This window comes from Actinomadura sp. 3N508, assembly GCF_044326375.1.
In the GTDB taxonomy this organism is placed as follows: Bacteria; Actinomycetota; Actinomycetes; order Streptosporangiales; family Streptosporangiaceae; genus Spirillospora.
On record NZ_JBIRAX010000002.1, the window covers coordinates 708103 to 726887 of the forward strand.

12 protein-coding genes and 1 pseudogene are annotated in these 18785 nt (G+C 69.9%); 10 read left to right on the plus strand and 3 right to left on the minus strand.

All coding sequences use genetic code 11. The features are described 5' to 3' along the window. The first annotated feature begins 327 nt into the window (after nucleotides 1–327). The 5 genes and pseudogenes from ACH34S_RS09490 (at nucleotide 328) to ACH34S_RS09510 (ending at nucleotide 7882) form a co-directional block, all read left to right on the plus strand. Nucleotides 328–1098: pseudogene (locus ACH34S_RS09490) on the plus strand (transposase family protein). Between the two features lie 855 nt (nucleotides 1099–1953). Further along, nucleotides 1954–3765, plus strand: a complete 1812-nt coding sequence (locus ACH34S_RS09495; protein WP_395952106.1) for an IS481 family transposase — start codon at nucleotides 1954–1956, stop codon at nucleotides 3763–3765. A 300-nt stretch (nucleotides 3766–4065) separates the two neighbouring features. Beyond that, entirely contained in the window at nucleotides 4066–4413 is a 348-nt protein-coding gene (locus tag ACH34S_RS09500) for a CU044_2847 family protein (RefSeq protein WP_395952107.1), read from the plus strand. Next, complete coding sequence (locus ACH34S_RS09505; protein ID WP_395952108.1) at nucleotides 4394–7312, plus strand: trypsin-like peptidase domain-containing protein; 2919 nt, start codon at nucleotides 4394–4396, stop codon at nucleotides 7310–7312. The genes ACH34S_RS09500 and ACH34S_RS09505 overlap by 20 nt, the downstream gene beginning before the upstream one ends. Before the next feature lie 108 nt (nucleotides 7313–7420). Next, on the plus strand, nucleotides 7421–7882 hold the full coding sequence (locus ACH34S_RS09510; protein ID WP_395952109.1) for an NUDIX hydrolase: 462 nt from the start codon (nucleotides 7421–7423) through the stop codon (nucleotides 7880–7882). On the opposite strand, the gene ACH34S_RS09515 is transcribed toward ACH34S_RS09510, so the two are convergent. From ACH34S_RS09515 to ACH34S_RS09525, 3 genes are all read right to left on the minus strand, one after another. Beyond that, on the minus strand, nucleotides 7879–9042 hold the full coding sequence (locus tag ACH34S_RS09515) for a hypothetical protein (RefSeq protein WP_395952111.1): 1164 nt from the start codon (nucleotides 9040–9042) through the stop codon (nucleotides 7879–7881). The two genes, ACH34S_RS09510 and ACH34S_RS09515, sit on opposite strands and share 4 nt — an antisense overlap. 264 nt (nucleotides 9043–9306) lie before the next feature. Continuing rightward, entirely contained in the window at nucleotides 9307–9612 is a 306-nt protein-coding gene (locus tag ACH34S_RS09520) for an IclR family transcriptional regulator C-terminal domain-containing protein (RefSeq protein ID WP_395952112.1), read from the minus strand. A 180-nt stretch (nucleotides 9613–9792) separates the two neighbouring features. Further along, nucleotides 9793–10977, minus strand: a complete 1185-nt coding sequence (locus ACH34S_RS09525) for a PucR family transcriptional regulator (RefSeq protein ID WP_395952113.1) — start codon at nucleotides 10975–10977, stop codon at nucleotides 9793–9795. 349 nt (nucleotides 10978–11326) lie between these two features. Here ACH34S_RS09525 and ACH34S_RS09530 point away from each other — a divergent pair, with 349 nt between their 5' ends. The 5 genes from ACH34S_RS09530 (at nucleotide 11327) to ACH34S_RS09550 (ending at nucleotide 18633) form a co-directional block, all read left to right on the plus strand. After that, nucleotides 11327–12178 (plus strand): alpha/beta fold hydrolase, encoded by an 852-nt coding sequence (locus tag ACH34S_RS09530; RefSeq protein WP_395952114.1) that lies wholly within the window; start codon nucleotides 11327–11329, stop codon nucleotides 12176–12178. Nucleotides 12179–12225: 47 nt separating this feature from the next. Then, nucleotides 12226–13086, plus strand: a complete 861-nt coding sequence (locus ACH34S_RS09535; RefSeq protein ID WP_395952115.1) for a VOC family protein — start codon at nucleotides 12226–12228, stop codon at nucleotides 13084–13086. 238 nt (nucleotides 13087–13324) lie between these two features. Further along, nucleotides 13325–15160: an FAD-dependent oxidoreductase gene (locus ACH34S_RS09540; RefSeq protein ID WP_395952116.1), complete on the plus strand. Its 1836-nt coding sequence runs from the start codon at nucleotides 13325–13327 to the stop codon at nucleotides 15158–15160. A gap of 101 nt (nucleotides 15161–15261) precedes the next feature. Then, nucleotides 15262–16842: an FAD-dependent monooxygenase gene (locus tag ACH34S_RS09545; RefSeq protein WP_395952117.1), complete on the plus strand. Its 1581-nt coding sequence runs from the start codon at nucleotides 15262–15264 to the stop codon at nucleotides 16840–16842. Between the two features lie 90 nt (nucleotides 16843–16932). After that, entirely contained in the window at nucleotides 16933–18633 is a 1701-nt protein-coding gene (locus ACH34S_RS09550) for a (2,3-dihydroxybenzoyl)adenylate synthase (protein WP_395952118.1), read from the plus strand. Nucleotides 18634–18785: the final 152 nt, after the last annotated feature.

Sequence of the window (18785 nt, forward strand, 5' to 3'; positions counted from 1 at the left end):
CGCTTCGCGCGCACCAGAGCGACGAAGAGGCCGCTTCCGGAAGATCGGAAGGGCCTCTGAGGATGCTGTGTACTGGGTGGGCGAGACTCGAACCCGACCCGCACAGGGGGCGTGGGGGCGGAGCCCCACATCGGGGGTTGCCCCCGGAAAACACTGCGGGCCACTGGGAAGGCGTTCTTGCGCCTACTACAGTGAGCCCTTTCGCTTGCGGTCAGGAGCCCGCTGATCACGTGATGATCGCGGGCGGTGTGTCGGGCCCGGAACGTGGTGAAGCCCCTGGTAGGAGAGGTGATCACCACAACCTCCACCCCTGACCAGAGGCTTCGCATGCTGTTGTACCGTGCTTCGCTGCCGTTGTCGCGTTCGACCCTGAAATACGTGACCGGAGTCGTCCGCCGGCACCGCACCGGTCTGGGCGGCAATCCCCGGGCGCTGCCGCCGGGCAGCCAGGCACTGATGGTGCTGGTCTACCTGCGCAAAGGCGAGACATTCGCCGAACTCGGCGCCGGGTTCGGGGTGTCGACCACGACCGCCTGGCGGTACATCAACGAGACCGTCGAACTGCTGGCCGCCCGTTCACCCACGCTCACCCGGGCGCTGCGCAAGGCCGTCCAGGACGGGCAGCTCTACCTGGTGCTGGACGGCACCCTCATCCCGATCGACCGGGTCGCCGCCGACCGGCCGTTCTACTCTGGCAAACACAAGCAGCACGGAATGAACCTGCAGGTCATCGCCGACCCGGACGGCTCGGTCGTGTGAGTGTCGGGGGCGCTGCCCGGCAGTGCACACGACCTGAAGGCCGCGCGGATCTGGGGCATCCCGCGCGCACTGCAGGCCGCCGGACTGCCGGTGCTGGCCGACAAGGGCTACCACGGCGCGGAAGAACCGCTGCTCATCCCCTACAAGGGCAAGGGCAAACCAGAGCCGCAGAAGGACGCCAACCGTTCCCACGCCCGCCTGCGCGGACCAGGCGAACGCGCGAACGCGCAGCTCAAGAACTGACAGATCCTCCGCAAGCTCCGCTGCTGCCCACACCGCGCCGGACACCTCGCCAAAGCCGTCCACGTTCTACAAACCCGCGAAGCACACGCCTCCTGAAAAAGGTTCACTGATGAGTCCGGCGGCCTTGGCGGTGTCCATGTTCTGTTGCGATCCTCGCCCGCCTGCGAGGGCGGGCGCCACGGCACTTGAACTGCAGTTACTACAACCAGTAGCTGTCACACCGCAGATTCGATTGCCGGCAAGCCTCTCAAAGCAGAACATACGTCCTTCGGAACCTCCCCGGCTTCCCGTGAGCACTCCAGGTTCCGAACCGACCCACTATCACTCGGCCCAGGACACTCCTAGCGCATGAATGCCGCTCCCACTGGGTAATGGCCGAGTAGCGCGCTGTGCTATAGCCTAGCGGGGAACACAATCCGCTTATCGGCTTCTCGCTCGTGGGCGACCTGGGTTTTCGCAGGTCAGTACAGCGCTCAGGCGTTGTGACCTGAAAAGCGGAAGGTCGGCGGTTCGACCCCGCCCCTGCCCACCTCCACACCTCTGACCAGCGCAAACACGGTCAGAGGTGCTTCACTTTCCGGCCCGAAACGGCCTCAAGCGGACGCACGCCGCTCGAACACCTTCCGCCTATCGACTTCGACCGGTCCAGGGAACGACAACTTCTCGACTGCCACGTCCGCCAGGTCCCGTGACCGGCTCCTGCCACACGGCAAACCTTGCCCCCACCACGCTCAGCGGCATGAGAATGAGCCCAGCCGGCTGGTGAAGGGCCTGTCAACGACACGACCACGTCCGACCCCAAATCGGTCACCCGGCCACTCCCGCGGGAACGCCGCGATACGCACGCTCGCTGTGTCGATGTGGGGGCTCACGACATGCTTAACCGTTTGTTCTCAGGACAGGCTTGACCGAACGCGGCAAGATGCTCGCCCAGGGTGACCGTGGTGTCGGATGTGTCCTTGGGTGGTGTGCGTGGATCAGGCGGCGTTGGCGGAGTATCGGTACCGGGCGGTGCGTGAGGTGTTGGCTGGTTCTCCGATCGGTGAGGTGGCGGTCCGGTACGGCACGTCGAGGCAGTCGCTGCATGCGTGGCGAGAGCGGTTCCAGCGGGAGGGGATTCCGGGTCTGGCGGATCGGTCGCGGCGGCCGAAGACGAGCCCGAGCCGGGTCGCCGCCGGCATTGAGGCGTTGGTGTGTGAGCTGCGGCGGTTGCATCCGCGGTGGGGTGCTCGACGGATCGTCTTCGAGCTCGGGCAGCGTGGTGTGGATCCGGTGCCGGCTCGCGCCACGGTGCATCGGATCCTGGTGCGCAACGGTCTGGTGCAGCGCCAGGAGCAGGAGCACCAGCGCAAGTACCGGCGGTGGCAGCGCGAGGCGCCGATGCATCTGTGGCAGCTGGACATCATGGGTGGTGTCCCGTTGGCCGATGGCCGGGAGTGCAAGCTGGTCACAGGCATCGACGATCACTCGCGGTTCGTGGTGATCGCCGCGGTCGTGGCCGTCCCCAGTGGACGCGCGGTCTGCGCCGCGTTCACCGCCGCGATGCGCCGTTACGGAGTTCCGTTCGAGGTGCTGAGCGATAACGGCAAGCAGTTCACCGGCAAGCACATGAAGCCGCAGCCGGTCGAGGTGATGTTCGAGCGGATCTGCCGGGAGAACGGCATCACTCAGCGGCGGACCAAGCCCCGCTCACCCACCACCACCGGCAAGATCGAACGGTTCCACAAGACGTTCCGCCGTGAGTTCCTCGACCATGTGGCCCCGTTCGAGTCCCTGACCGCTGCTCAGGAGGCGATCGACGGGTGGGTGCAGGCCTACAACCACCAGCGCCCGCACCAGGCCCTGCAGATGGTGACCCCGGCCAGCCTGTTCCGGCCGCACCATCCACCCGCAAAGACTCCGCCCGTTGACGTCGGGCCCGGCCTGGACGAGGTGTTCCCCGCCGAGCTGATCGTGCCGCCGACGCCTTCGGGCGAGGCCGCCGTCGAGTTCGAGCTGCGGGTCCCGCCCAGCGGCGAGCTCGTCCTGGTCCCGGGCGGGCAACGCACATCCGTCCCGCGCGCTCTGGCCGGCCGGACTTTGACCATCTGGGCCGACCTGCGCAGCCTGCACCTCACCCTCGACGGCGAGCTGATCCGGACCATCGTCTCCCGGCTACTGCCCGAGCACCTGGCCTACCTGACCATGCGCGGCGCCCGCCCGGCAGGCGCGGCCCCGGCCGCGCCCGCGATCCGCCGGGTCAACGGCAACCTCGTCCTGACGGCCGGAGAAGCGATCGAGATCGACCGGAGCGTCCACCGCGACGGCCACATCAACCTCGCCGGAACCAAACACCAGATCGCCTTCGCCCTGGCCCACCGCACCATCACCCTTCGGCTGGACGGTCACCTCATGCACGCCATCGCCGACAACGCCCTGGTCGGCACCTGGCCCTGTCCCATCACCCTCGAACGCGCCGCCCGCCTGCCCGGGGCGCGAACCGCCACCACCGCGCTACCTCCGCCACCGCTGCCCGCCGGATCCCTGCGCGCTCAACGCCGCGTCCACGCCAGCGGCCGCATCGTGATCAACAAGCAGCACATCAAGCTCGGCCCCCGCCACGCCGGCAAGCTCGTCACCGTCGTCATCGAAGACACGCATTACCGCATCCTCCATGGCGACGAAGAGCTCGCTGTCCGGCCTCGCCGCGACACCAGCCCCATCACCCGCCTCCACGTCCGAGGCAAGGGCACCCACGGGCCAGCCACGTCAAGCAACTCCTGAGAACAAACGGTTAAGCAAGTCCCGAGACCGCACATTGACATGGCCGAGTTTGTTTTGCTTGTGCCGCATTACGGCCATCGAGTGCGACGGCGCGGTCGAATCGTGTGGTGCTGGAAGAATTTGGCGCCTGAACCGTGGTCGCGGGCCTTCTGGGGCCTGCTTTCTGTCGGGCCCGAATTCGGTTTCATGTCGGGCTGCCGCCTCGCTGGGCCCGGCAAGGATCCAGGGCATCCTGTGTGCGCGGGGCGGGTGGCGACGTCATAATCGGTTCTTCGCGGACCCACAGGCGGTGGAGTATTTATGGCAGACAAGCGTTCCCAGTTGCTGGAAGTGGTACTGCCCGACGGAACGGTGGTGTTAGCCGAAGCCTCTGGGAGCGCTGGCGGGGATGTCGGTGGCGGTCTCAGGCGGTTCTCGCTGGACGAGGCCGCCACGGCCTTGAGTGGAGTGGGCCAGTGGGCGCTCGAAACCGTCCGCGCGTCCCTTCCGGAACAGCCCGACACCCTTGAGGTCGAGTTCGGGCTCAAGCTCGCGGTGAAGACGGGGAAGCTGTTCGGTGTCCTCGCCGAGGCGAGCGGCGAGTCCTCGCTGCTCATCCGGATGACCTGGGACAAGGAGACCGGCACGGATGCTGCGCGGGTTGGCTGACCTGGCGCGCCGTCATGCGGTCGCCTTGTTCGACGGCGACGGGTTCGTCGGCGGAGGCTTCCTGGTCACCGCGGACACCGTCGTCACCTGCGCTCATGTTGTGGCGTACCGGGGCCCGCTCCACATCTTGCGAGACGGCACGTGTTTTCCCGCGGAGCTAGTCTCACTGTTTCCCGCCGATCCGGGCGATGGCGACTACCACGCCTATCCCGACCTGGCGTTGCTCGCGCTCAAGGACCCCGTCGAGGACGGCCTTGAGGGGGTGTGGCTCGCGGACGAGCCCCCGCGGGAGGGCGCGACGGTCGTCGCGTACGGCTACAGCGACCACACCCCCGAGCCCGGCGTCGCGCCCGACACGCTCCGCCTCACCGTCGCCGGGGTGGGCGGCGGGTTCGTCCGCGTGCTCGGGGACAGGGTGGTTCCCGGGTTCAGCGGCAGCCTGGTGCTCGATGAGGTGACCGGCCGGGTCTGCGGCGTTGTCAAGGCGTCCCGCGACTGGGATGAAGTCCAGGGCGGGTGGATCGTCCCGGCGCCCGTCCTGCCGGCCGTTTTTGCCGGACTGGCCGCCCGGCTGCCCGAGCATCGGCCTGGGGGAACGTGGTTCGACCTGGCCCGTGAGCGCGCGCGGCGGCAGGAGGAGATCTTCGGCCGGGATTTCAGAGGCCGCGCCCGCACGCCCGCCTCGCTGCTCGTCGCCGCTCAGGAGACGATCCCGTTCGTGCACCGCGCGGAACTCGCCGATCTCGTCGAATGGTGTGAGGGCCGCGGCGACGTCCAGGGCATCGTTCGGCTGGTGCACGCGCCGGGAGGCGCGGGCAAGACGCGGCTCGCGGCCCGGCTCTGCGCTGACCGGCGCGAACACGGCTGGCTCGCCGGGTTCCTCGCCGGCGGGGATCTGGCCGCCCACGCGGAGAAGATCGTCGATGGACTCGACGCGGGGTTTCCCGTCCTGCTGGTCCTGGACTACGCGCAGGACCGCCTGGCCTCGCTCGGTGCGCTGCTCGATCACCTCGCCCGATATGTCGAGCCGGACGCGCCGATCCGTGTCCTTCTTCTCGCCCGGTCGCACCGGCCCTGGTGGGAGGCACTGCCCGCCGAGTTGGGCGCTGCGGGCGACTGGGCGCTGTACCGGTCCCGCGCCGTCGCGCTGCCGCATCTGACCGACAGCATCCCGGCGGCCGACCTCGCCGAGGACGCTTTCCGTGTCTTCTCCGAACAGCTCGGCGGTCCCGGGGGCGAGCCGCCCGCCTCCCTTCGCGTTGCCGCGCGCGGGCACCGGTCCGTGCTCGCCGTCCACGCGCTCGCGCTCGACGCCGCACTGACGCTCCGGCAGGGTGACAGCTGGGACCACTGGAACGATCCGCTGGTGCGGATTCTCCGGCACGAGGCCCAGGCGTGGCGGAGAGGGCTCGCCCGCCGGGGTGCACCGGACCTGGCGGAGCAGATCCTCCCGGAGGCTCTGCTGCTCGTGCCGACGCTGGTGCCGGGGCTGGGTGAGCGGGACACGACCGCGGTCCTGCGCCGGGTGCTCGATGCGCTCCCCGCGGCGCCGGCCCTCGACCCGGAACCAGTGTGGAGAACGCTGCGTGAGCTGTACGGCCGCCGGGACGGCACCCTCGCCCCGGTCGAGCCGGACCGGATCACCGAGGTGCTCGTCCGCACGGTCTTCCGCGCGCTGGCCGACGCCCCCTCCGCGGCCGGCTATCTGATCGCTGTGGCGGAGGGCGGCCGGCACGCCTTCGACGCCGGCCTCCAAGTGCTGGCCCGGGCCCGCGGCTGCACGACGACGGGCCGGATCGTCGATGACGACGCCTATCCGGTCCTGGACGCCGCCCTGGACCGGTTGCTGCGCCGGAATCCCGCGGCGCTGCTGCCCTCCCTCGCGGGGATCTGCGGCGTGCTGCCGCACGCCGAACCGATGGCCCCGCTCATGACGGACCTGGCCCGCGAGTGCGAACCGGCGGTCCTGCACGCCACCGAACCGCGTCTTCCCCGCTACCACACGGCGCTGTCCGCACCGGCGGCCGTGATCTACCGCCGGCTGCTGGAGGACCTCGGCGACGCGGACGGCACCCCCGCCCGGCTCCGCCGCGTCCATCTGCTGACCCACGCCGCCTTCCGGTTCGGCGAGACCGGACGGTACGAGGAGGGCCTGAGCGCCGCCGCCGAGGCCGCCGCCATCTGCGAGGACCTGGCCCGCGGCGGGGACGGCGCGCACCGGGCCGCGCACGCCGCCGCCTTGAACAACCTCAGTCTCCTGCTGGGAGCACGTGACGACGCCGGCGGATCGCTGCGGCACAACCTCAGCGCCGAGCGGATCTACCGTGAACTCATCGACGACCCCGAGCAGCCGGGCGACCACCGCATCGACCTCGCCGCCATCCTCAACAACCAGGCGATCCTGCTGAATCGCCGCGACCGTCCCGCCGAGGCCGTCATCGCCGCGGCCAGCGCCGTGCGGCTCTACGAGCAGATCATGCCAAGCCCCCGCCAGGAGGACGGCATCGCCAAAGCCCTGCACAACCTCGCGCTGGCGCAACCCGCACAAGGCGACCTCGCCGAGGCGCTTGCCTCCTCCCGCCGCGCGGTGGACGTCTACCGCGACCTCGCCGTCCAGAACCCGGGCCGCCACCTGCTCGACATGCTGGACGCCATGCAGATCAACGCCGTCCTGCTCAGCCTGCACGACGACGGCGCCCTCCGCTCCGCCTACCTCATGATGAGCGAGGTGGCCCGGCGCCGGCGGTCGTTCGTCCACGACCGCCGAGACCTCCGGCACAAACAGCGGCAGGCGCTCTCCTTCCTCCAGCAGTGGGCCGCGCGCCTTCCGGAGTTCACCAAGGACCGTGCGGAGTGGTCCAATGAGTCGGACATGCACGCGGCACTCCCGGACACCTGAGAGGGCGAAGCGATCAGCGCCACACCGGCCGACCCCCCGGCCCCGATCGAGCGGACCCGGGCGGTCGAGGTCTTCCGCAACGCCTTCGGCCGGCTCTACAACGACGAAGTGGTATCACCGCACGGGCGGCGCGGACGCTACCTTCGCTGGCAGTGGCGCGACGACGGGGTGGTCGCCGTACCGCACCGCGACGGGCGGTTCGCCCTGGTGCCCATGTTCCGCTACCCGATCGGCAGGGTGTCGCTGGAATTCCCTCGCGGAGCACGCGAACCGGACGAGGCCGCCACCACGGCCGCGCTGCGCGAGCTTCGCGAAGAGGCCGGGCTGGCGGGTTCGGAAGCCGTGGTCGTGGGACGCCTGCACGCCGAGACCGGCCTGATCGAGTCGCCGGTGGACGTGGTGCGCGTGGACGTCCCCGCCGGCGCCGAGTGCGCGCTGAGCCCGGAGGCCATGGAATCCGTGGGCGCGCCTTGGTGGCTGTCAGGCGCCGACATCGCCCGCCACGTCGGCGAAGGCCGGATCACCTGCGGCATCACGCTCGCCGCGCTCGCGATCGTGCTGCTCGCCTAGACCGCCGCCGGTGTGCGGACGATGGCCCGCGACATCGCGTCCTCGATGTCATCGCGCGGCACCGGCGGCTGGTCCGTCGCGATGGGGCTGGCCTGGCTGAACAGCTCGCAGAACCCCGGAACGGGCTCCCCCTCGGCGGACACGACGTCCAGAGCCGCCGCCTCGGAGCCGTCCTCGCCCACGATGTGCCGGCAGCGCAGCTGAGCCTCATGCCAGCGCAGCACGTTCAGCGCCTTGGCGTCCGCGCCCCCGAAGCTCTCCAGCGCACTGCGATGGAACGTTTCCACGAACTCGGCCAAGCCGTCCAGCAGCTCGCCGCCAACGTGCTCACCGTCCCGGATACGCGCCATCGCCGCCAGCGCCGCGCCGCGCGCCGGTGACGCAAGCGCCGCGACCAGCACGTCCGCGTGCACCCGGCTGAGCGCGCCCGCCCTGAGGATCGTCGGCGGCAGACGCACCTCCCCGCGGCTGCCGCGGCCCTGCGCCGACACCCGCAGGACGCTGCTGCGGTCGGCCATCGCCGACCCGAGCGCGGCCGGCAGCGCCGAACGGTAGGCCAGGCTCGTGCACGACTCCAGTACCCCCAGAGCCGTCAGCGCGTCCCCTGACCGATCCGGATATTCGTCCTTCCAGTCCCTGATCGCCTTGTAGAAGAGCTGCTCCTGCCCTTCGACCCACACCCGCGCGTCCTCCAGCACCTCCCGGTACCGTCCCGTCGCACGCGTCACCGCTCCCGCCAGCTGACTCCGCAGCCCGGACCGGAAACGAGACGCCACCTCGGCCCCGTCGTAGACGACCAGGTGCCCGGCGGTCACCTCATCCAGCCACTCGGCGTACTCGGGCGAAGGCACGTTCTCCACCCCGCGAACGGCCTGCTCGTCACGAACCGCGCGGAAGGACGGCGCAGACGCGCGCCGCGCCAACCGCAAATACCCTTTCTGTAACAGGACCGCCAGGTCATGCGGGCGCTCCGGCCCCACCATGAACAGCTCCCGCAGATAGGGATTGTTCAGGCTCTGCGAATCCCCCAGAACCAGCGTCTCACCGAAAAGCATATGCAGGACGACACGAGCCCGCAGATCCGCCGCCGCCCGGAAAGGCTCAGGCAAATGCGGCTCCGCATCCGCCAAATACACCGGAACCTGCTCGCGACCGGACACCGGATCCCCCTTACACAGTCACCAACAAGGGCCCAAAGGCCCCTGAGACAGGACACAGCCCCGCGAGGCGGAGCGTAACCCATCAACACTGCTTTCGACCGCGTTCTCCGCAAGCCTCTATGGCACTGCTACAGAAGTCGCCGGCATCCAGGAACCGCCTCCCCCGCGGGCACAGCGTTCAATCGGAGGTTGTCCGGCTCCATGGGAATGGCGAGGCGGGACGGGGAGACGAGCCCGTGACGGGCGAGCTCGTCGCGGGGTGTGTCACGCGGGGCCGTCGAACGTCGCGACCTTGGCGATGCGTTCGGCGGCGAGCTGCATGCGCGTGATCAGGTCGTCGATCCGGTCGTCGCCGAGCCGGACCGCCGGGGCCTCGATGCACAGTCCCGCCACCGTCTCCCCGCCCGGGCCCTTGACGGGGACGGCCAGCGCCCGCACCCCGACGTTCATCTGGCCCTCGTTGACGGCGTAGCCGTCGGCGCGGATCGCGGCGAACTCGTCGAGCAGCTTCTTAGGGTCGGTGACGGTGTCGGGCGTGTACGCCTTCAGCGGACCGAGGGCCTCGATCATCTGCGCGGGAGCCCGCGTCGAAGGGATGTCGGCGCGGATCGACCTCGTCCCAGGTCAGCGACCACGGCGCCATGGGATATTTCACGCCGCGAGCATCCCACGGCGAAAGGGCATGATCCACTGGATAACCGGGCGACACCGACGGTCACGAGTCGTGGCGCGGGGCATGGGGTCTTGGCGCTATTCGCGCGGCCAGAGGCCGGCCAGGCGGGCTATTCGTAGGCCCGCGTGCAGGTCCAGCCGGGTCGAGCCGTCGGCGATGTCGCAGCCGGTTATCTCGCGGATCCGGTCCAGCCGGTGGTACAGCGTGCTGCGGTGGATGTTCAGCCGCCGGGCCGTCCGCTGGATCTCACCGCCGCTGTCGAGGTAACCCTCCAGGGTGTCGGCAAGTTCGACGCCCTGTGGGGAGGCCAGCAGGCGTTGCACTCCGACAGGCAACTGGTCTGGCGTCAACCGGTCAAAGGGCAGTTCGAGGAGGAGGCGATCGAGCCCCAGGTCCTCCCAGAAGACGCGCCTGCCGTAGCGTCGCGGATCCGCGGCTGACGCACGGTATGCGATCTGTGCCTCCCGGTAGGAGTCGACCGCATCCGGCAGTGCGGATTTCGCGCTTCCCACTCCGGCTGAGACCGGTTCCAAGCCGGGTCTCGCGAGAACCCGGTCCAGCCTCGCCCGGTTGACCGGACGCGGGAACAGCACGACTCCATCACCGCCCAGGACGCCGCCCACGATCTTCACTGTCGTCGATCGGGTGGTGAATTCCAGAGTCGCCTCGACCGCCAGCCGGGTGAGCGATCTCGGATGTGGGTCCGGAGTCCGGTACAGCAGAACCGAGTAGTGCTCGACGTCTTCGATCAGCCCCTCACGCAACAGGGCCTGCGCTGATTCTCCGCGTGCCGTCGCCGAATCACCCAGCAATGCCGACAGCAGTTCTGTTGAGCGTCCCGCGCCTCGCCTTAGATCGGACAGGCGCAATGCCAACAGCATTCCGAGTTCCGGGCCCGCGGATTCCAGAAGGCGCATGTCGTCGGCGTCCGACGTTTCCCGGTCGGCCCGGTCGTCCCGGTCGTCCAAATAGTAGATGTAGCCGAGCAGCCGGTTCTCGTGGCGCAGCGGCAGGACCACCAAGGGCGCGGATTCTGCGTCCGGAAGTATTCGCACCGGGTGCGCGGCGGTGCGCAGCCGGTGCTCCTTCACCAGGGACTCGGTCAGCGGCGTCGCGGATTCCGCGAGCAGCCCGGCGAGCCGGGCCCGCCGTGGACCGGTGTCGTGGATGCTGTACGCCGCCACCTTCAGGTCGAGGTCCAGGACGACGAGCGGGACGCCCAGCCGGTCGGCCACGTCCTGGACGGTGTCGTCAAGGCTCATCGGATCGTTCCTCTCTCCGACGCGGCCGACGCGACACGGCGTCGGGTCGCGGCCGACAAATCGCGACAGAACGTATGAAGCACATGCGCCTGCCGCCTGGCTAGGGTGAATACCATCACACAAAGTTAGCAATGTGTGAGGTAAAAGGTGATGGCCGCCGTGCTCGCAGCCCGTGCGAGTGGCGGCCGGGAAAAGACTGCCCGGTCCCTGACCCGCAAAGCCGGTAGCTCAGGTGGCGCCGGGACGAATACCGATACGTCGCGGTACACGATGTCGCCTGCCCGTGTCTCCGGCATTCCATGAGACGCGTTTGGCGCTACCGGAAACGCGATGAAAGGAACCGATTCAAGTGACCGAGATCGCCGAACGCACCGTCGAAACGAATGGCTATTCCACGCTCCTCCTGGACGGCGGCGGCGGCGAGCGCGCGCATCCCGAGACCGTGATTCTTCTCCACGGCGGTGGTCCGGGGGCCAACGCCTCGTCGAACTGGCGCGGTTTCATCCCGGAGCTAGCCGGCGACTACCGGGTTCTGGCGCCGGACCTGGTCGGCTACGGTCGCACCGACCATCCGGAGGACATGCCGCGCAGCCTCACCGGATGGATGCGCATGCGGGTGGATCAGGTGCTGGCCATGATGGACGCCCTGGGCATCGACAAGGCACATCTTGTCGGCAACTCCATGGGCGGCGCCCTCGCCATGCACCTCACGATGACCGCGCCGGAGCGCTTCGTGCGGGTCTCCCTGATGGGCAGCGCGGGCGGGGAGTCGCACCCGACTCCCGAAGTGATCCGGATGGTCTCCTTCTACAAGGATCCGTCGATCAGCTCCCTGGAGAACCTCACCAAGTGGTTCGTCCATGACGAGACGGCGCTGGGCGAATCGCTCACGGCGATCGTGGAGCAGCGCTACCGGGAGGTCATGCGGCCGGAGGTCCGCCGCTCCTACGAATGCTTCTTCTCCTCCCCGCCGACGGAGATGGCCGTCCCTCCGTCCGCGCTGCGGCGGATGCCCCACCCGTTCCTCATCGTCCACGGCCGCGAGGACCGGTTCGTGCTCCCCGAATCCAGCGTTTACCTGCAGAGGCACCTGCCCAACGCGCAACTGCACATCTTCGATCACTGCGGCCACTGGGTGCAGATCGAGCGCGCGCGTGGCTACGCGGCCCTGCTCCGCGACTTCCTCACCGACTCGTACTGACGGCCTCGGCCGATCTCCCATCCGAACAGTCAGGTTGGAGCCAGACAATGGACATCAAGCAGCTCGGATACCTGGGACTCTCCGCGCGCGAACCGGACGCTTTCGCCGAGTACGCCACGAGCATCCTCGGAATGCAGCGCGTGCCGGGAGAAGACGGTGTCACGCACTTCCGCATCGATGATCGGCACCACCGCGTCTCGGTCGAGGCGGCGGAGCACGACGGCGGCGCCTACTACGGCTGGGAGCTCGCCGACGCCTCCTCGCTGAGCGCCGCGATGGACGAGCTCAGCGACCGGGGCATCGAGGCCGTGCCCGCGACGCAGCGCGAGCTGGAGATCCGGCGCGTGGCGGGGATGGCGCACTTCCTCGATCCGGCCGGCAACCGGGTCGAGCTCTACCACGGGGCCGCGGCGGGCGACGGCGAGTTCACCTCCGCCCGCGACGTCGAAAGGTTCGTCACCGGCGATCTCGGCCTCGGGCACGTCGTCCTCGCCAGCCCGGACGTGGCCGCTCAGCAGCGGTTCTACACCGACGTGCTGGGCTTCAAGATCAGCGACACGATGCGGGCGCCCTTCCACGCGTCGTTCCTGCACACGAATCCGCGGCACCACAGCATCGCCTTCGTGGACGGTCCGTTCTTCGGCGTCGACCATCCGTTCCTGCACCATTTCATGCTCGAGGTCCCCGACATGGACCAGGTCGGGCACACCTACGACCTCGCGCTCGACCGCAACGTACCGATCACGATGACGCTCGGCAGGCACACCAACGACAAGGTGTTCTCGTTCTACGCCGAGTCCCCTGTCGGGGTGCACACCGAGTTCGGCAGCGGCGGCGTCCTCATCGACGACGCGACCTGGGAGGTCACCGAGATCCCCGGCCCCGACCTCTGGGGACATCGGCACTGAGCCCCCGGCTTCGCCGGGCCGCCCCCGCCGGGCCGGCTCCGCCGAGCCACACCCTGCCACCCGTCCAACCCGTCCACCCGTCCACCCGCGAGACGCGTCGCCGAGGGACGGTGTTGACCGGCCCGCGCCGACGCGGCGCTTCCCGCTCCCTTCCCGCCCGGCCTTCCCAACGCCGGCTCGGGCCGCGATAGCCGCGTTCAGGGCGCGGCGACTCCCCTATCTCTAGGAGCAACGACACATGGAAACTCTCAGCGGGGTTCTGGAAACGGAAGTCCTCGTCGTCGGCGCCGGACCGGCCGGCGCCACGGCCGCCGCCCTGCTCTCGACGTACGGCATCAAGAACGTGCTGCTCAACAAGCATGCCGGAGTCTCGAATTCGCCCCGGGCCCACATCACCAACCAGCGGGGCGTCGAGGTGCTCCGGGATCTCGGCATCGAAGAGGAACTGCTCAAGCACGCGACGCCGCAGCACCTGATGGGCGAGCACGTCTACGCGACCAGCCTCGCCGGGCCCGAGCTCGGGCGGCTGCGCACCTGGTACACCCATCCGCACTTCAAAGCCGAACACGACCTCGCCAGTCCCTGCTCGGTGTGCGACATGCCGCAGCACCTCATGGAGCCCATCCTGGTCAACACGGCCGCCTCGCGCGGATCGGTGGTGCGCTTCAACACCGAGTTGCTGACGTTCGCGCAGGACGCGGACGGCGTGACCGCCCGGGTGAAGGACCGGGTGACCGGCGCGGAGTACGACATCCGCTGCCAGTACATGATCGGCGCGGACGGCGGCAACTCGATCGTCGCCGAGCGGCTCGGCCTGCCGCTCGAAGGGGAGATGGGGCTCGGCGGCTCGATCAACGTCGTGTTCGAGGCGGACCTCACGCGTTTCGTCGAGCACCGGCCGGGCGACATGTACTGGCTCGTCCAGCCGGGCGTCGGGCATGACGGGAACGGGATCGGCGTCCTGCGGATGGTGCGCCCGTGGACGCGGTGGATCGGCGTGTGGGGCTACGACGTGAGCGCGGGAAAGCCGTCGCTCACCGAACAGGACGGCATCCGGATCGCCCACCAGCTGATCGGCGACGACAGTGTCCCGGTGAAGGTCGACTCGATGTCCACCTGGGCCGTCAACCACATGTACGCGACGGACAATATGAAGGGCCGGGTGATGTGCGTCGGCGACGCCGTGCACCGCCACTCGCCGATGAACGGCCTCGGCTCCAACACGTCCATGCAGGACAGCTACAACCTGTGCTGGAAGCTGATGCTGGTCCTGCGCGGCCAGGCGGCGCCGACGCTGCTCGACACCTATCGCGACGAGCGGGTGCCGGTCGGCCGGCAGATCGTCGATCGGGCCACCAGGAGCAACGGGCTCATGCCGCCGATCTTCGCCGCGCTCGAGCTGCCGACCGCGCCGGACGAGCAGACGATGAGCAAGGCGATCACGGCCCTCGCGGAGCCGACGCCCGCGGGGACCGAGCGCCGCCGCGTGTTCGACGCCGCACTGCAGGGCACGCTCATGTGCTTCAACACGCACGGGGTCGAGACCAACCAGCATTACCGTTCCGCCGCCGTCGTACCTGACGGCACCCCGGAGCCGGAGGCGCCGCGCGACGAGGAGGTCTACTACTTCGCGACCACCCGTCCTGGACGTCATCTGCCGCACGTGTGGCTGACGCGGGACCAGCACCGGGTGTCCACGTTCGATCTCTGCGGCAGGGGCGAGTTCACCTTGCTGATCGAGATCAATGGAGCGGCCTGGCGGGAGGCGGCGGATCGCGTCGCCGAGCGCTTCGGGGTGCCCATCCGGGTGCGCTCCATCGGTCGCGGCTGCGACTACGAGGACAGTTACGGCGACTACCGCACCATGTCGGAGGTCGAGGAGGACGGCGCGGTTCTGGTCCGTCCCGATCACATGGTGGCCTGGCGGGCGGCTTCGATGCCCGCGGATCCGGCCGCCGTGCTGTGCTCGGTCTTCGAGCAGATCCTGGGCCAGGCCGACCGCGCCGAACAGGACGGCTGGGCCGGCCAGGCCGTGGCGGCGGCGCCGCCCGAGCCGCTCGGAGCCTCCGGCTAAGACGACGCCCGGTCCGGCGCGACCTCGCGCGAGCCGCCGGACCCGGACGTCTCCGTGCACCGCGTCCATCCCCGCGGTGCCTGATCGAGGAGCAGTGATTCATGCGTATCGCAGTGGCGGGCGGCGGGCCCGGCGGGCTGTTCTTCGCCGCCCTGATCAGGCTGGCGGACCCGTCGGTCGAGGTCAGCGTGTTCGAGCGCAACCGCGCCGATGACACCTTCGGCTTCGGCGTCGTCTTCTCCGACCGCACCCTGGCGGCGATCCACGCCGCCGATCCCGTGCTGCGCCGCGCGCTGGCCGAGCACGGCCGGCACTGGGACGACATCGAGGTCCGCCTCAAGGGCGAGCGCATCCGCTGCGGCGGCAACGGGATGGCCGCGGTCGCGCGGCGGACACTGCTCCTGCTGCTCCAGGAGCGTGCCCGCGACGTCGGAGCCGACCTGCGGTTCTCCACCGAGGTGACGCTCGACGACCTGCACGGCTACGACCTCGTCGTCGCCGCGGACGGGGCCGGGTCGAAGATCCGCGACGCGCTCGGCCCCGGCCTGGGCACGGCGGTGGAGACGGCCACCGCCAAGTTCATCTGGTTCGGCACCGACCATCTCTTCGACGGGCTCACGTTCGTCCACGAAAGGAGCCCGGACGGCGTCTTCGCGGTGCACGGCTATCCGATCTCCGACACCGTGTCGACGTTCATCGTCGAGACCGACGAGGCGTCCTGGCGGCGCGCCGGCCTCGACGAGTTCGACGTGACCAGCCCTCCCGGCCCGAGCGACATGCGCTCGAAGGAGTACCTGGAGGAGTTGTTCGCCGACCAGATCAACGGCGCCAGGCTGCTGACCAACAACTCTCGCTGGGCCGGCTTCCGCACCCGCCGTACCCGCCACTGGCACACCCTGGTCCCGCGCCCCGTCGTGCTGGTCGGCGACGCCGCGCACACGGCGCACTTCTCCGTGGGATCGGGCACCAAGATGGCGATGGAGGACGCCGTCTCACTCACCCGAGCCCTGACCGATCACCCCGGCGATCTGGCCGCCGCCCTGAGCGCCTACGAAGGGGCGGCCCAGCCCTCGGTCCGCGGTATCCAGGACTCGGCGCGGCCGAGCCTCGCCTGGTGGGAGAACTTCGCGCGCTACTACGACGCGCTCGAACCGTGGCAGTTCGCCTACCACTTCCTCACCCGCAGCATCACCGACGGCCGCCTTGCGCGCCGCGCACCGGACTACGTCGAGGCGGCCCACCGCAGATGGCGCGGGGAGTACGGCACGGAGCCGCTGGACACGCCCTTCGAGACGCCCCGCTGGTCCGCGCCCGCCCGCCTCGTGGACGTCACGACCGCCGCGGACGGCACCCCGGCCGCGGTACGGGGCATGGGCGACCTGACGCTGTCCGCGCACCCGGCGCCCGGCGCGTGGGGCGCCCTCCTCGACGCACCGGACACCGAAGCAGACCTGCCCACGCTGTTCGACCAGCTCGACGGACTCAACCGGCTCCCCGGTCACAGCGACCCAGTGCTGGTCGCCGTACGCGGAGGCACCCCGCTGACCCGCACCCTGCTCTGCGAGCGAGCCAGGCTGCGGAACGGGCTCCCGGCCCTGTACATAGAGCCGGAACCCGACCGGGATCGGGCGCTGACCACCGTACTCTCCGGCCGCGCCGACCTCGTAGGGGTACTGAGATGACCAGTGCCCCGCACCCCGCGCTCGCCGAACCGGGCAGGCCCGCGCCGGTAAAGCCGCTCGACGCCGTCATCCTCACCAGGAAGGCCGACGATGCCCACCCCGCTCGCTGAGAACACCGTGCCCTGGCCGGACGAGGACCGCGAACGCTACGTCGCCGAGGGCTACTGGGCCGGAATCCCGATCGGCACGCTGCTCCGCGAGGTCGCCGACCGGACCCCCGGCGCGCCGGCCCTCGTCGACCCGGTTGCGCTCGGCGGGGCCGGGCTCCGGCTCACGCACGCGGAACTGGCCGAGCGCGCCGACGCCACCGCCGTGCGCCTGCTGGACCTCGGGATCACCGCGGGCGACCGGATCGTCGTGCAGCTCGGCAACTCCTGGGAGTTCGTCGTCCTCACCCTGGCCTGCCTGCGCGCGGGGATCGTGCCGGTGATGGCGCTCCCCGCGCACCGCCGCACCGAGCTCGGCCACCTGGCGGTCCACGCCGAGGCGGTCGCGATCGCCGTCCCGGACCGGATGCGCGGCTTCGACCACCAGCCTCTCGGCCACCAGCTGGCGCCGGAGGTGCGCGCCGCCACCGGGGCGGACTGGCACGTCCTGGTCGCCGGGGAGGACGTCCAGAACGGCAGCGTCGACCTGCGCGCACTGTGCGCGCCGGCCACGGACGCCGAGGCCGACCGCCGCCACCTCGACGCGGCCGCGCCCTCGCCCGGAGACGTTGCCGTATTCCTGCTCTCCGGAGGCACGACAGGGCTTCCCAAACTGATCGCCCGGACCCACGACGACTACGCCTACAACGCCCGGGCCAGCGCCGAACTCGCCGGGATCGCGCCGGACAGCGCCTACCTCGTCAGCCTGCCCGCCGGGCACAACTTCCCGCTCGCCTGCCCTGGCATCCTGGGCACGCTCCTCGCCGGCGGCCGGGTCGTCATCCTGCCGTCCCCGGAGCCCGAGCGCGCCTTCGCCACCATCGCCACAGAGGGCGTCACTCACACCGCCGTCGTCCCCGCCATCGCCGGCCGGTGGCTGGAGTACGCCGCGGAGCACGGTGCGGATCGGCTGCGCGGCCTCCGCGTCCTCCAGGTCGGCGGCGCCCGGCTGGCCGACGAGCTGGCGTACAAGGTGCGGCCCGTGCTCGGGGCGTCGCTGCAGCAGGTGTTCGGGATGGCCGAAGGGCTACTGAACGTCACCCGGCTCGACGATCCGGAGACCGTCGTGTGCACCACCCAAGGCCGGCCGATGTGCCCCGCCGACGAGATCCGGATCGTCGACGAGCTGGACCGGGACGTACCCGAGGGGCAGCCCGGCCTGCTGCTCACCCGCGGCCCCTACACCCCGCGCGGCTACTACCGGGCCGCGGAGCAGAACGCCCGCGCCTTCACCGCCGACGGCTGGTACCGCTCCGGCGACATCTGCCGGCGCACTCCCCAGGGCAACCTGGTGGTGGAGGGCCGCGACAAGGACATGATCAACCGGGGCGGGGAGAAGATCTCCGCCGAGGAGGTCGAGAACCTCGTCTACCAGCTCCCCTCGGTGAGCCAGGTCGCCGCGGTGGCCATGCCGGACCCCCGGCTCGGCGAGCGCGTATGCCTCTACGTCGTCCCCCGGCAGGGCGAGACGGTCACGCTGGAGGAGATCCGCGCACTGATGGAGAAGGCGGAGGTCGCCCGATTCAAGCTGCCCGAACGGCTGGTGATCGTGGACGAACTGGCGGCGACAAAGGTCGGAAAGATCGACAAAAAGGCACTACGCGCGGACATCGAACTGCGCCTCACCGCAGAGCCGACCCCCTGACCGCCCGCCCCGGCAACGCTCGGCGCGACGCTCCATCCAGCCCACGCCGCTCCTGCAGACGGAGGGCATCGTGGCGATCACCAGGAGGGATGGATGTTCGCCTTGCCGTCACCGGATGGGTGCCGACACTGCCGAGTGAGTGGTTGTTGGGA

Excerpts from the sequence above, each read along its gene's own strand:
- ACH34S_RS09495 (WP_395952106.1), top strand. The coding sequence starts at position 1,954 with ATGTGTCCTTGGGTGGTGTGCGTGGATCAGGCGGCGTTGGCGGAGTAT.
- ACH34S_RS09500 (WP_395952107.1), top strand. The coding sequence starts at position 4,066 with ATGGCAGACAAGCGTTCCCAGTTGCTGGAAGTGGTACTGCCCGACGGA.
- ACH34S_RS09505 (WP_395952108.1), top strand. The coding sequence starts at position 4,394 with ATGCTGCGCGGGTTGGCTGACCTGGCGCGCCGTCATGCGGTCGCCTTG.
- ACH34S_RS09520 (WP_395952112.1), bottom strand. The coding sequence starts at position 9,612 with ATGATCGAGGCCCTCGGTCCGCTGAAGGCGTACACGCCCGACACCGTC.
- ACH34S_RS09525 (WP_395952113.1), bottom strand. The coding sequence starts at position 10,977 with ATGAGCCTTGACGACACCGTCCAGGACGTGGCCGACCGGCTGGGCGTC.
- ACH34S_RS09535 (WP_395952115.1), top strand. The coding sequence starts at position 12,226 with ATGGACATCAAGCAGCTCGGATACCTGGGACTCTCCGCGCGCGAACCG.
- ACH34S_RS09540 (WP_395952116.1), top strand. The coding sequence starts at position 13,325 with ATGGAAACTCTCAGCGGGGTTCTGGAAACGGAAGTCCTCGTCGTCGGC.
- ACH34S_RS09545 (WP_395952117.1), top strand. The coding sequence starts at position 15,262 with ATGCGTATCGCAGTGGCGGGCGGCGGGCCCGGCGGGCTGTTCTTCGCC.
- ACH34S_RS09550 (WP_395952118.1), top strand. The coding sequence starts at position 16,933 with ATGCCCACCCCGCTCGCTGAGAACACCGTGCCCTGGCCGGACGAGGAC.